The organism is Streptomyces cavernae (assembly GCF_004023625.1).
Lineage (GTDB): Bacteria > Actinomycetota > Actinomycetes > Streptomycetales > Streptomycetaceae > Streptomyces > Streptomyces cavernae.
Map to the genome: position 1 here is coordinate 312,227 of NZ_RPDJ01000002.1, position 13,583 is coordinate 325,809.

Genomic DNA, 13,583 nt, shown 5'->3' on the forward strand with positions numbered 1-13,583 from the left:
CCTGCATCGTTTTTGTGCGCGCCGCGTGTCCTCCGGGTGCGTGTGCTTCTTCCCCCATGCCGTTCCCGCTCCGTATCCGGGAGGTTCCCGTGCGCCCTCGTACGCCCCTTGCCGCTCTCGCCGTCGGTCTGACGCTCACCGTCACAGCGTGCGGAGGTGGTTCGTCCGCGTCCTCCTCCGCCGATGACGGCCCGATCCAGATCGGCATGATCACCTCGCTCACCGGTCAGCTCCAGACCCTCGGTACCGAGGGCCGTAAGGCCGCGGAACTGGCGGTCGAGCAGATCAACAAGGACGGCGGGGTCCTCGGACGGAAGCTGGAGCTGACGGTCAAGGACGACAAGAGCCTGCCCGACCAGTCCGTACTGGCGTTCAACGCGTTCAAGGACCAGGGCGTGACCGCGGTCCTCGGCTCACCGTCCGCGGGGTCGGCGCTGGCCACGCTGCCCGCGGTGGACCGGGCGGACATCCCGTATGTCTCCCTGAGTCCAGCCGACGAGCAGGTGGCGCCCGTCCACCCCTACGTCTTCGTCGTACCGGCCCTGGCCTCCGACTACGCCGAGCGGCTGTTGCAGTACTACAAGTCGGAGGGCATCACCAAGCTGGCCGTGGCCTACGACACCAAGACCGCGTATCCGACCGCCGGCTACAAGGCGATGAAGGCGAAGGCCGGGGAGTACGGCATCAAGGTCGTCGCCACGGAGGAGATCCAGAACACCGCCTCCGACTTCAGTGCCGTCTTCACGCATGTCAAGGGCACCGACGCCCAGGCGCTCGCGGTGTGGGTGACCGGCCCCGCCTCCGTCGTCCTCACCAAGCAGTACGCCGCCTCGGGACTGGACGTCCCGATCGCCTTCACCGGCTCCCAGGCCAGCAAGCTGTGGCTCGACCCGGCCGGCAAGGCCGCCGAGGGCGCCGTCGTCGCCAGTTCCATCGGCCTGGTCGGCGACACGCTGCCGGACGGGGCGCAGAAGAAAGCCATCGAGGCCGTCAACAAGCCGTTCACGGAGAAGTACAACTACCCGCCACCGCAGTTCGCGCAGGACGGATACACCGGGGTCCAGCTGCTGGCCGCCGCCATCGAGAAGGCGAAGAGCACCGACCACGAGAAGATCCGGCAGGCGATGGAGGCGCTGACGCTCACCACCCCGAACGGGACCTACCGCTACAGCGCGAAGGACCACTCGGGCCTGACCCCCGACTACATCTCGGTCAACGCCGTCACCGACGGCAAGTTCGTGCCGACCGTCTGGTCGAAGAGCGAGCTGGAGAAGGTGGCCAAGTGACCGAGCCCCTGCTCCGGGTGAGCGGCCTGTCACGGTCGTTCGGCGGGGTGTACGCCGTGGACTGCGTTGACCTGACGGTAGAACGTGGGAGCACCCTCGGCATCATCGGCCCCAACGGAGCGGGCAAGTCGACCCTGTTCAACCTGGTCAGCGGTCAACTGCCCGCCGAGCGGGGCGAGATCCGCCTCGACGGACGACGCATCGACCGACTGCCGCCCCACCACAGAGCCCGCCTCGGGATCGCCATCGTCTTCCAGGGCGCCCGCACCTTCCACGGGATGAGCGTGCTGGAGAACGCGATGGTCGGCGCCCACGCCACCACCGGCGCAGGGTTCGCGGCAGCCGCACTCAGACTGCCGCGCCACCGCCGAGAGGAACGCCTGATCGCCGAGCGGGCACGCGAGGCGGTACGGCGGGTCGGGCTCGAGGCCTGGGCGGACCGCCCCGCGGAGCTGCTGCCGCTCGGGCAGCAGCGCGCGCTCCAGGTCGCCCGCGCCCTGTGCGGGGGACCCACCCTGCTGCTCCTCGACGAACCCGCCTCCGGCCTGCGGGCCGCGGAGCGGGACCGGCTCGCCGACCTCGTCGAGCAACTGCGGGCGGACGGACTCACCATCATGCTCGTCGAACACGACGTCGCCCTCGTCGGCCGCCTCGCCGACCGTGTCACCGTCCTGGACCTGGGCAAGGTCATCGCCGAGGGCACACCGGACGAGATACGTACCGACCCGCGGGTCGTCACCGCGTATCTGGGCACGGAGGCGGCCGCATGAACCCCTCGCAACCGTCCCGGAGCGATGTCGTCGAGGTACGCGACCTGGTGGTCCGCTACGGCGCGGCGACCGCTCTCGACAGCGTCTCGCTGCGGGTCGCGCCCGGGGAGATGGTCGCCCTCGTCGGGCCCAACGGAGCCGGCAAGTCCACCCTGGTCAACACCCTGACCGGGATCCTGACACCGGCCTTCGGCAGCGTGGAGGTACGGGCCAGGATCGCCCAGGTACCCGAGGGGCGGCAGATGTTCGGCGACCTCACTGTCGACGACAACCTGCGCCTGGGCGCCTGGCAGCTGCGCGGCCGCGGCCAGAGCCGCCGCAAGCAGCGCGACACCTCGTGGGTGTACGAACTCCTTCCCGACCTGGTGCGGGTACGCGACCGGAAGGCGGGCGGGCTGTCGGGAGGCCAGCAGCAGATGGTCGCCGTCGGGCGGGCCCTGATGAGCCGACCGGAGGTCCTCGTGATCGACGAGCTGTCCCTCGGCTTGGCGCCCCTCGTCGTCGCGGACCTCGCCGAGCACCTGGCCGAGCTCAACCGGGAGCAAGGCACGGCCGTTGTGCTCATCGAGCAGAACGCGCGGCTCGCCCTGGACCTGTGCAGCCGCGCCTACGTCCTGGAAGCGGGACGGATCGCCGCCGAGGGCGACAGTGCCGACCTGGCCGCCAGTCCCGACATCGCCCGGGCCTATCTGGGCGAGGCCCAGGGACTCCCGAGCCCTCCGGGCGCTCACGACCCGGGTCCGGACGACCCGGGTCCGGACGACCCAGATCCAGATGACCGGGCCACGGCCGACCTCGCACCCACGGTCGGCACTGCCGAGACCGCCCGGGGCAACCAGGACACCACCGTCCAGGCCGCGCGGGCCGCGGCACGGGAGGCGAAATGAGCGACTTCCTCGTCTACCTCATCACCGGACTGGGCACCGGGTGCGGCATCGCGCTGATCGGCAGTGGCCTGGTGCTCATCCACCGGGTGACGCGGGTGGTCAACTTCGCCCAGGGCACTTTCGCCGTCGTCGGGGCGCTGACCGCCATCTCCTTCCTCGACACCGGCCTCCCGCACGGGCTCGCCGAACTGCTCGGGGTCGCCGTCGCCGCCGTCGTGGGACTGCTCTTCGGCATGGTCGCCATCGGCCGGCGGGGCACCTCGCCACAGGCCGCACTGATGGTCACCCTGGGACTGGGCATTCTGGCCTACGCCGTGGAGGTCATGCTCTGGGGGGACCAGGGCCGGTCCTCCGAGGGGCTCTCCGGTGCTGTGACCGTGTTCGGCGCTCGTATCCAGACCCACTACCTGCTCATCATCGGCGTCACCGTGGCCGTCTTCGCCGCCGTGGCCGCGCTGTTCGGCCGTACCGACGCGGGCAAGGCCCTCTCCGCGTGCTCCTCCAACCCGTACGCGGCCCGCGTCCTCGGGATCTCCGTCACCCGCATGGGGCTGATCGCCTTCACCGTCGGCGGAGCTCTCGGCGGTCTGGCCGGCGTTCTGCTGGCGCCCATGAACTCGGTTTCCTTCGACTCCGACGTGACACTGATCATCAACGGTTTCGCGGCCGCGGTCGTCGGCTCCATGCATCACATCGGCCGCACCCTGGCCGGTGCGCTGTTCCTCGGAGTGGCGGAAGCGATGGTCGCGGGCTACGGAAGCGCCACGTACCAGACCGTGGTGGCACTGGGTCTGGTCCTGGCCCTGATGATCGGGCAGGCGGCCCGCACCCACAGCGTCGTGGCGGAAGCCGGATGACGCTTCGTCAGTCGCCTGCGGGCCGCCCGCTGCCCTGCGCGTACACCGGGCGTACGTACGCACGGTGTACCCGTTCCGTGCTCGATTCGTATCCGCCGTACCAGAAAGGCAGCACGTATGAGCGCCGTGACCTCCGGCCGTGAACGGGCCACCTCCCAGCCCTCCGGCGGCGCGGGCGGCGACAAGGACACCGACTCGTCGGACGCCCGAGGCTCCCTCGGCGCCCGTTTCGCCGGCCGGGGGAGGCGGGCCGGCCTCGTCGCGGCCGGCGCGGCGGCGGCCGTGACCCTCGCCCTGCCTCCGATGTTGACCGCGAGCCAGCTCTCCGTGTACATCCTGCTCGCTCTGGCCGCCATGGTCACCGTCGGGCTGAGCCTGCTCATGGGCTACGCGGGCCAGGTCTCCATCGGCCAGGCGTCGTTCTACGCCATCGGCGCCTACGCGGCGAGCCTGCTGAGCATCCATGGCACACCGCCGCTGCTGGCGCTGGCCGCGGCACCACTGGTCGCCGCCCTGTTCGCCGCCGCCATCGGCGGACCGCTGCTGCGGTTGCGAGGCCACCATCTGGCCTTCGCCACCATCGCCCTGCAGCTCATCCTCATCTCCCTACTCGGCGAGGCGGACTGGGCCGGCGGCTCGGTCGGTCTGCAGGGCATCCCACGACTCTCCGCCGGAGGTACGGAACTCGGCGAGGACATCCACTACGCCTACCTGGCCTGGGCCGCCGTGGCCCTCACCGTCCTGGTCGCCCGCAACGTCGTCACCTCACGGGCCGGCCGCGGCCTGCGCGCGCTGGCCACCAGCGAGACGGCGGCGAGCGCCAGCGGAGTGGCGGTGGCCCGCTACAAACTCGCCGTGTTCACACTGGCCGCCGCGTTCGCCGGGCTCGCCGGAGGGATCTACGCCTTCTTCATCGGCTACATCAATCCGGGGTCGTTCCCGGTCCTGCTGTCCATCCAGTTCCTGGTGATGGCCGTCGTCGGCGGGCTCGGCACCATTTGGGGCGCGCTCCTGGGCGCCACCGCGATCACGCTGATCGTGCAGTTCCTCAACGACCTGGGCTCCAGGCCGGGCATGCCCGCCAGCGCCCCCAGCATCCTCAACTACGCCGTGTACGCCGCCCTTCTCATCCTCGTCGTGCTGTTCTTGCCGCGCGGCATCGTCCCCGCACTGCGCGACGCGTGGCAGCGCCGCGTCGCGGGGCGAGCGTCCTCGTGATACCTCAGCGCTGAGTTTCGCGTACGGTCGCCCGTTCTCGCCCGGCGACCGCGGATTCGGTGCCTGTTCCCGCAGCCAGGGCTGCGGGAACAGGCATGTGTGTTCAGGCGTGCGGCATGAGCCGTTCGGGGCCGACCTCCGGGGCGGCTTCGTCCGCCGGGGTGGGTTTGCGCGGGGGAGGGAAACGGTCAGGGCGGTGATGCTCTGTGAGTGCAGGGCGGAGCCTCTCCGCGTCGGAAGGGGAATCCGCTGCGGGTGGGTGCGAGGCCGTTCCCCGAACTGACGCGATCGGCTTCGGACCGGCTGAGCTGGTCCCTCTTGCAGGCGTTCGGGACGCGTTCGGGACACAAGGACAGGAACAGACAGGCAAGGATCGAGAAGGGCCGACATGGCTCACGCCGTTTGACCTGCAAAAAACGTCATGGATCGGCAAGGATCGACAAGGGCCGCCAAGATCCCCAAAGGACTCATAATCCGTCGGCCGTGGGTTCGAGTCCCACCCGCCCCACCAGGCAGGTCTGTGACCTGCGGAAACGTTCTTCGTGGAGCGTCGAAACGCCAACTCGGGCTGAACGGACTGAATCCGCTGCTCGCGAGTTCGACGGCGTTGCGGTCAGCGGCGGCTGGAATGGCCCTGACCTGCACGAACGTATAGGCCAACGGTATGGACAAGCTGCCGTAGGTGGCCTGTAGGAGCGGCTGGACGCTGAATTCGGGACGCTGGCAGGACGCGGGGAATCGGAAGTGGTTGCCTCTGCATCCTGGCAACGCTGCCTTGTGGAGACAGGGATGGGGCAGGTTGACGGGCAGACCGGGGGCGCTCCGCGATCGCTGGAGCGCATGGCTGTTCCACCAAACCTGGCTGTTGGGCGGGTAAAGGGTCTGGCACTGTAATGGCCCAGCGTGTCTGCGATCCGGCTCGGCCTGCGGGCACCGCCGCTAAGGCAGGGGCTGGACGTTCACCTCAGCCAGATCCCGACCCCGGCTCATGCTCGATTCGTCTGCACCGTCGTGGGTGTGACTACCGCTAGCTCCTCCGGCGCTACCACGCTTGCGATGCCGTCTGCCCCGACGGTGACTGTCAGCGGGCATCCTGCGACTTGGAGGCCCGCCGCCGTCAGCGGGCCGTACGCGTGCGCGAACGTAGGGGCGACCGTTACCGTGCCGCCGGGCACGTCCGCGTCGAGGCCCAAGGCGGCCTGAAGCACGAGGACCGACGCCGCCGCTGCCCATGCCTGCGGTCGGCAGGAGGCGGGATAGGGGGCAGGGCGTCCGCCCGCCGCGGTGCCGTGGCCGGCGAAGAGTTCGGGCAGGCGGGCGTCGAAGTCGGCGGATGCAGTGAGCAGGCCCGCCGCCAGGGAGCCCGCCGCCTGGGGGAAGCCGGCCCGGACCAAGCCGTGAACGGCGATAGCCGTGTCGTGGGGCCAGATCGAACCGGTGTGGTAGCCGTACGGGTTGAAACCTCCCGACTCGCTGCTCAGGGTGCGTAGTCCGTGGCCGGAGTCGAGGTCCGGTGCGGTCAGCCGGGTGGCCAGCAGGGTGCTTTCCTCGTGGTTGAGCAGGCCGGTGCCGAGCAGGTGGCCGATGTTGGAGGTGACCGAGTCGACGGGTCGGCCGTCACGGTCCAGCGCGACGGCCGGGTAGGGGCCTTGGGAATCCCGCACCCAGAACCGCTTGCGGAATCGCGCGGCCAGACGGTCGGCCCATTCCTCCCACTGGTCCGCTCCTGGGCGGTCGAAGGCGCGCAGTAGTGCGGCTCCGCCGCGCGCGGCTTCGTAGGCGTATACCTGTACCTCGCACAGGGCGATCGGTGGTGTGGCGAGGCGGCCGTCGCGGTGGCGGATGGAGTCGTCGTGGTCCTTCCAGCCCTGGTTGGCCAGGCCGTGGCCGGTCTGGTCGACGTATTTGAGGAAGCCGTCGCCGCTCGCGTCGCTCTGCTCGCGCATCCAGGACAGGGCCGCTTCGGCGTGCGGCAGGAGTTGTTCGACCTCTTCCGGGGCGAGGCCCCAGCGCCAGGCGTCGTGCAGCAGGGTGATCCACAGTGGGGTGGCGTCGATGGTGCCGTAGTAGACCGGTGGCAGGACGAGGGTGTCGTTGAACTGCTGGGTGGTGCGGCGTACTTCGTGCAGGATCTTGCCCGGTTGTTCCTCGGTCGTCGGGTCGGTGAGGGTGCCTTGGCGGCGGGCGAGGGTGCGCAGGGTGCCGGCTGCCAGGTCTGTGCCGAGGGGCAGGAGCATGCGGGCAGCCCAGAGGGCGTCGCGTCCGAAGAGGGTCAGGTACCAGGGGGCTCCGGCGGCCAGGAACTGGTCGGTGTGGCCTGCCGGGTTGTCGGTGGAGAGTGGGTCGGTCAGGCGCAGCCGGTCCAGGTCGGCGAGGGACTGCTGCAGCCAGCGGTCCAGGCGCCGGTCGGCGCTGCGCAGCACCGGTGTACTCCACGGCACGTGCTCGGCGGGCGCGGCGGGGAACTGATCGCCGTCGGCGTGTACGGCCGTGCAGGTCAGGAGTACGGTCCGCACCTGGCCGGGGGCCAGGTCGATGTCGTACGACAGCCGCCCGGCCGTCGCGTCCAGTGCGTCGGGCGCCGGAGTGCTGAGCAGTCGTACCGCGAACCCCTCGCGGGACCAGACCAGTCCGCTCGCCGTGGCCCGGGCCGGTATACCGTCCTGGGGGTGTCCGGACTTCACCTGGTCCATCGAGGCGAGGTCGCTGGCCGCCTCCAGGACGAGGCGGAAGCTGACGGGCCGCGCGCCGGCGTTGGTGACCTCGAAGGTCTCCTCCAGGCGGCCGGAGGTGACGCTGCGACGCCGGTACAGAGCCACCGCTGGGTCTTCCGTCACCTCGCCCAGGCCCCGGAGCACTGCCCTGAAGGCGGCCCGGTCGGCGCCCTGCAACCCGGCGGAAACCGGCGCGAGAGCGATGCCGTCGGCGGCGACCGTCAGCCGGGCCAGCGCCCTGGCATCGCCGTGAAAGAAGCCGTCCGCACCGCCTGTGACCTGCCCGTCTGCCCGCGAGATGACAAAGCTCGGCGCGTGCAGCGTGACGACGGCGTCGTGCAGGAACGGCTGCCGGCCGTGGACCGCGGCCCCTGGGGCGGTGGCGGAAATGTTGCCGTCGCGGGTCTTGACAGTGACGTCCAATGGGGCGCAACCTCTCGTTCATTAAATCGATAAAACGAACCTAACCACGAGGCCACATGGCTGACAAGCCGCTCTGAATCGCTTAAAAAGATTCCACGACTCGGCTCTTCCCGTCTCACCGATCTTGGAGACCGCCATGCCCCGCTCCCCCCGCAGTTCCTCGGCCAAGGGCCCGGTGACCATTGCCATGGTCGCCGCCCGGGCGGGTGTTTCCGCGCCGACCGTGTCCAACGCGATCAACGCGCCGGAGAAGCTGCGTCCCGAGACCCTGGAGCGGGTGCTGCGGGCGATCGAGGAGACGGGCTACCGCCCCAGCCGCGCCGCTCAGACGCTGCGCACCCGCTCCAGCAAGCTGATCGGCTACGGCGTCCGGCCCACCCCGCCCGGCACCACGGCCCCGGTCATGGACCGCTTCCTGCACGCCCTGTCGGAGGCCGCCGACGACGCCGGCTACCGCATCCTGCTCTTCGCCTCACCGCCCGGCGGCGCCAGCCTGAAGGGCTACGAGGACCTCCTCGACCAGCACGACGTCGACGGCTTCGTCCTCAGCGACACCGACGAGCGGGGCGACCCGCGCCAGCCCTGGCTGGACAAGCAGGGTGTGCCGTTCGTGGCCTTCGGCCGTATGTGGTCGAAGCGGCAGATCGGCGACTGGGTCGACGTGGACGGCGCCGCCGGAACCGACGCGGCGGTGGAACACCTGATCTCGCTGGGGCACCGCAAGATCGCGTTCCTTGGCTGGGAGCGCGGCTCCGGCGTCGGTGACGACCGTGCCGAGGGCTGGCAGCGGGCCATGCGCCGGCACGAGTTGCCGACGCGGGCGCGGCGGGCCCAGAGCGCCGACGACGTCGACGCGGCGCGTACGGCCGTCAAACCGCTGCTGGACGCGGGCGCCACCGCGGTGGTCGCGGCCAGCGACACCCTCGCCCTGGGCTGCTACTACGCGTTGCGCGAGCGCGGGGCCACCCCGGGCCGGGACGTCGCCGTGGTCGGCTTCGACGACTCACCGACCGCCGGCATCCTCTCGCCCGGCCTGACCTCCGTCGCTCAGCCGCTGGAAGCCGTCGGCCGGGAATGTGTCCGGCTGCTGCTGGCACGGATGGCCGACCAGGACGCCGAGCCTGAACGGGTCCTGCTGGAGCCGTCGTTGGTCATCCGCGACAGCACGCCTGCACCGGACGCCTGAGCAAAAGGGGGCTGAGCCGCCATGTCCCTTAAGACGACGAACTACCCAAGTACTGCCGACCGGCACAGTGCACCCAGCCACGCACCTGTCCCGCCCGGCGGGCGCGTCTCCGAACAACCGGTGCGCCAGGCATCCCTGACCTGCCCGGCGCACCGGTTCGACCGCGGCGCCCCGCGCCCTCCCCGCCCCGCGCGCGGGGCGCCGCCGAGACCAACTCGTTAAGCAGACCACGGCTGACGCTCGCCGCTGACCGCGGAACGCTCTCTGATCCACCGAAAGGCACGCGTGTGTCCACCGCACCCCTCGATCCCCACCGGCCCGTCGCGCATCTGCGCCCGCCCATGAACTGGATCAACGACCCCAACGGGCTGGTCTTCCACGATGGCCACTACCACGTCTGTTACCAGTACAACCCGCACGGCGCGACACACGCCAACATGCACTGGGGCCACTTCCGCAGCCCCGACCTGATCAGCTGGGAGCCGCTGCCGCTCGCCCTGGCCCCCACCACAGGGGGTGTGGACGCCGACGGCTGCTTCTCCGGCAACGCCGTCTCCGACGGCGACCGCATGGTCGCCTTCTACTCCGCCTACCGCCAGGAGAGTCCGCAACATCAGCCGGTCACCACCGCCACCTCCCACGACGGCGGCCGCACCTTCACCCCCCGCGGCCAACTGCTCATCCCCGAGGTGCCCGAGGGCTGCACCATGTACCGCGACCCCTACGTCTGGCAGCACGGCGCGGGCTGGCGGATGCTGGTCGGCGCCGCCTTCGCCGACGGCCGCGGCGCCGCCCTGCTCTACGACTCGCCCGACCTGGAGACCTGGACCTACCGCGGCCCGTTCACCGCCCGAGAGAAGCAAGGCGTCGGCGACGCCGGCCAGCACACCGGCGAGGGCTGGGAATGCCCCCAGTACCTCTCGGCCACCGACGGGCCCAGTGCCCTGATCTTCAGCGCGTGGAACGACGACGACAGCCCCCGGTGCGTCGCCGCCCTCGTCGGGGAAGAGCGCGGCGACACCTTCGAGGCCGGCCCGCCCGTTCTCGTCGACCACGGCCCCGACTGCTACGCACCCGCGCTGCTGCGCGCACCAGGGAAGAGGCGGCTGCTGTGGGGCTGGTCGAGGGAAGCCCGCGACGAAGCCTGGACCGTCGCAGACGGATGGGCCGGCGTCCTTACCGTGCCCCGGGAGACCTGGGTCGGTGACGACGGTTCGCTGCGGCAGCAACCCGCCGCCGAACTGCTCGCACTGCGCGGCGAGCGTACCCTCCACGCCACCGGCGAGACGCACGGCCCGGACGCCGTCGAACTCGGCAGCGTTGGCCGTGCAATCGACCTGATGGCCCGTCTGGAGACGACCGGCGCGGCGGGCCTGCGGCTGCTGACCACCGCGGACGGTGACGAGTTCCTCGACATCCGCTTCGATGCCGCCAGGGGTGAACTGGTCGTCGACCGCGACCACGCTTCCCTCGATTCTCGGGCCCAACGCGGCTCCTACCGGATGCCCTGCCCCAGCGACCGGCCGATCGAGTTGCGCGTGGTCGTCGACCACTCGATCGCCGAAATCTTCCTAACCACCACCGGCCAGGTGCTCACCCTGCGCTTTTACCCCACAGGCGACGGCCCATGGCGGCTTGAGGCCCACAGCGCGCCGGGCACCCGCCTCGACTACGCCGTCGACGCCTGGCAGCTGCACCCGCTTGTGATCAAGGAGCCGGGCGCCGCTGCCGCATCGTCGGAGTCAACGCCGTAGAGCCGGTTCCGTCCCCTGGACCCCACGCCCCCACATGAGCGCACCACCCACCCTCACCCCGCACGACATACGGAGGCACCACCCATGATCGTCGGAAACAGCAGATCTCGCCGACCAGCCTGTACGGCCCTTGCCTTGGTGTTGCCGCTGGCGGCACTGGCCGCCTGCGGCGGCGGCAGCGGAACGGACACCTCTTCCGAAGCCGGCAGCGGCAAGGGCGCCATCACCGTCTGGGCCCATCAGGGCCAGGCGAGTGAGGACGCCGCGGTGCAGAACGCCGTGAAGTCCTTCAACTCCTCCCAGGACAAGATCAAGGTCAAGCTGACGCTGATACCCGGCGACGACTACACCAAGACGGTCACCACTACCGACGCCTCCAAGCTGCCGGACGTCATGGAGATGGACGGCCCTACCGTCGCCAACTTCGTGTGGAACAAGAAGCTCTCCCCGATCTCGTCCTATGTCTCGGACAAGACGGTCGCCAACGCCACCGACGCCATCAAGGCCGAGGGCACTGTCGGCGGGAAGCTGTACGCGCTGGGCATGTTCGACTCCGGGCTCGGCATGTACGGCAACAAGAAGCTGCTGGACGCCGCCGGGGTGAAGTACCCCACGAGCCTCTCCGACGCGTGGACGGTGAATGAGTTCAACGCGGCGCTGAAGAAGCTGGCCGCCGAGGACCCCGACGGCAAGCCCCTCGACCTGTCGGAGAGCGGCGGCTACGCCAACGAGGGAGGCACCTACCTCTTCTCGCCCATCGTCTTTTCGGCCGGCGGCGCGCTGATCAAGAACGGCAAGTCCGAGGGCGTGCTCGACACCCCTGCCGTGGCGTCGGCGATGAAGACCTTCCAGTCCTGGAAGACCTACGTCGACCCCAACACCGACCAGAGCGCCTTCGTCAAGGGTCGCGTCGCCCTCAGCTGGAGCGGCCACTGGGCCTACCCTGCCGACAGCAAGGCCCTCGGCAAGGACCTCGTGGCCCTGCCGCTGCCCGACTTCGGCAACGGCCCCAAGACCGGCCAGGGCTCCTGGACCTGGGGCATCGGCGCGGCCACCAAGAACGGCAAGGCCGCCGGCGCGTTCCTCGACTACCTCCTCAACGACACCAACGTCACCGTGATGACCACGGCCAACGGTGCCCCTCCCGGCACCAAGTCCGCGCTCGCCAAGAACACCCTCTACACGCAGGGCGGCCCGCTGCAGCTCTTCGCCGACCAGCTCGCCAAGCCGTGCGGTGACAGTGACATCACCAAGGCTTGCGTCGCCGTGACCCGCCCGGTCACCGCCGGATACCCGACGGTCACTGCCAAGTTCAGCACGGCCGTGAACGAGATCTACGGCGGCGCCGACCCGAAGACGGCGCTGGAGAAGGCGGCCCGCGCCGTCGACCAGGACTTCTCCGACAACAACGGCTACAAGATCCCGTAGGACCCGAGGCGGCCGGGGCGGGCACGCGGACGACCGTGCCCGCCCCGGCCGGGAAGTAGGACCGACCCGTGAAAACCGTGGAACCCGCACACGCCGCGCCCTCGGGCCGCGACAAGGCACCACCGGCCACCACCGCGAAGCCGCCGCGGCCGGCCCGCAAGAGCCGCGATTGGGTGCCCGGACTGCTCATGTCCGCCCCCGCCCTCGGCGGGCTCATCGCCTTCGTCGGTGTGCCGTTCGTCTACGCGATCGTGCTCTCCTTCTACAACGTCCGCCTCGGCTCCCCGGTCCCGCCCACCTTCTTCGGCCTGGAGCAGTACCGGCGCATCTTCACCGACCCCGACATGTCAGGCCCGTTCCTGCGGGCACTGACCAACAACCTCACCTTCGCCGTGGTCGTCGTCCCCGTGCAGACCGGCCTCGCGCTCGCCCTGGCGATCCTGCTCAACCGAAAGCTCAAGGCCATCGGCCTGTTCCGGTCGCTGTTCTTCATGCCGGTCGTCTTCCCCATGGCCCTGGTCGCGGTCATCTGGCGGCTCATCCTCGCCCGCAGCGACCAGGGCCTGCTCAACTCCGCACTGGACGCGGTGAGTTTTGGCAACTGGGGTGCCTTCGACTGGCTCGGCGACGGCCTCACCGCCATGGCCTCCGTCATCGTCCTGTCCATCTGGCAGGGCGTCGGCTTCCAGATGGTCATCCTGCTCGCCGGCCTGCAGCAGATCCCGAGCGAGCTCTACGAGGCCGCCCAACTCGACCGCGCCAGCCGCTGGCAGCAGTTCCGCCACGTCACCCTGCCCGGCATGCGCGGCACCCTCGTCTTCGTCGCGATGCTCACCTCGGTGCTGGCCTTCCGCGTCTTCGACCAGGTCTACGTCCTCGTCAACGGCGGTGGCCTGGACGAGGACGCCACCCGCACCGTGATGTACCAGGCGGTCACCACCGCCTTCAACCAGAACAACATCGGCCAGGGCTCCGCGATCACGGTCGTCTTCTTCCTGATCGTCGTCGTCCTGACCCTCATCCAGCGCCGCGTCGTCCGCCCCGGCAACGAGGACTGATC

The 13,583-nt window shown here is 70.1% G+C and carries 10 protein-coding genes; 9 read left to right on the plus strand and 1 reads right to left on the minus strand.

Annotated elements, in window-relative coordinates; all coding sequences use genetic code 11:
- Positions 1–89 precede the first annotated feature (89 nt).
- The 5 genes from EF387_RS13830 to EF387_RS13850 all read left to right on the plus strand — a co-directional run bounded on the left by EF387_RS13830 (position 90) and on the right by EF387_RS13850 (position 5,018).
- Positions 90–1,286 (plus strand): ABC transporter substrate-binding protein, encoded by a 1,197-nt coding sequence (locus EF387_RS13830; protein WP_202918245.1) that lies wholly within the window; start codon positions 90–92, stop codon positions 1,284–1,286.
- Positions 1,283–2,056, plus strand: a complete 774-nt coding sequence (locus EF387_RS13835; RefSeq protein ID WP_202918246.1) for an ABC transporter ATP-binding protein — start codon at positions 1,283–1,285, stop codon at positions 2,054–2,056. The genes EF387_RS13830 and EF387_RS13835 overlap by 4 nt, the downstream gene beginning before the upstream one ends.
- Positions 2,053–2,943 (plus strand): ABC transporter ATP-binding protein, encoded by an 891-nt coding sequence (locus EF387_RS13840; RefSeq protein ID WP_128376823.1) that lies wholly within the window; start codon positions 2,053–2,055, stop codon positions 2,941–2,943. Before EF387_RS13835 ends, EF387_RS13840 begins: the two co-directional genes overlap by 4 nt.
- Positions 2,940–3,800: a branched-chain amino acid ABC transporter permease gene (locus tag EF387_RS13845; protein ID WP_128376824.1), complete on the plus strand. Its 861-nt coding sequence runs from the start codon at positions 2,940–2,942 to the stop codon at positions 3,798–3,800. Before EF387_RS13840 ends, EF387_RS13845 begins: the two co-directional genes overlap by 4 nt.
- A gap of 117 nt (positions 3,801–3,917) precedes the next feature.
- Entirely contained in the window at positions 3,918–5,018 is a 1,101-nt protein-coding gene (locus tag EF387_RS13850) for a branched-chain amino acid ABC transporter permease (RefSeq protein ID WP_202918247.1), read from the plus strand.
- Between the two features lie 986 nt (positions 5,019–6,004).
- Here the strand turns inward: EF387_RS13850 and EF387_RS13855 are convergent.
- Positions 6,005–8,155, minus strand: a complete 2,151-nt coding sequence (locus tag EF387_RS13855) for an amylo-alpha-1,6-glucosidase (RefSeq protein WP_128376825.1) — start codon at positions 8,153–8,155, stop codon at positions 6,005–6,007.
- 136 nt (positions 8,156–8,291) lie between these two features.
- On the opposite strand from EF387_RS13855, the gene EF387_RS13860 reads away from it, so the two are divergent.
- The 4 genes from EF387_RS13860 (at position 8,292) to EF387_RS13875 (ending at position 13,581) form a co-directional block, all read left to right on the plus strand.
- Positions 8,292–9,341 carry a LacI family DNA-binding transcriptional regulator gene (locus EF387_RS13860; protein ID WP_128376826.1) on the plus strand — a complete coding sequence of 350 codons (1,050 nt, stop codon included), beginning with the start codon at positions 8,292–8,294 and terminating at the stop codon, positions 9,339–9,341.
- A gap of 287 nt (positions 9,342–9,628) precedes the next feature.
- Entirely contained in the window at positions 9,629–11,095 is a 1,467-nt protein-coding gene (locus EF387_RS13865) for a glycoside hydrolase family 32 protein (protein ID WP_128376827.1), read from the plus strand.
- Positions 11,096–11,233: 138 nt separating this feature from the next.
- Complete coding sequence (locus EF387_RS13870) at positions 11,234–12,523, plus strand: ABC transporter substrate-binding protein (protein WP_238431518.1); 1,290 nt, start codon at positions 11,234–11,236, stop codon at positions 12,521–12,523.
- Between the two features lie 68 nt (positions 12,524–12,591).
- Complete coding sequence (locus EF387_RS13875) at positions 12,592–13,581, plus strand: carbohydrate ABC transporter permease (protein WP_128376829.1); 990 nt, start codon at positions 12,592–12,594, stop codon at positions 13,579–13,581.
- Positions 13,582–13,583 lie beyond the last annotated feature (2 nt).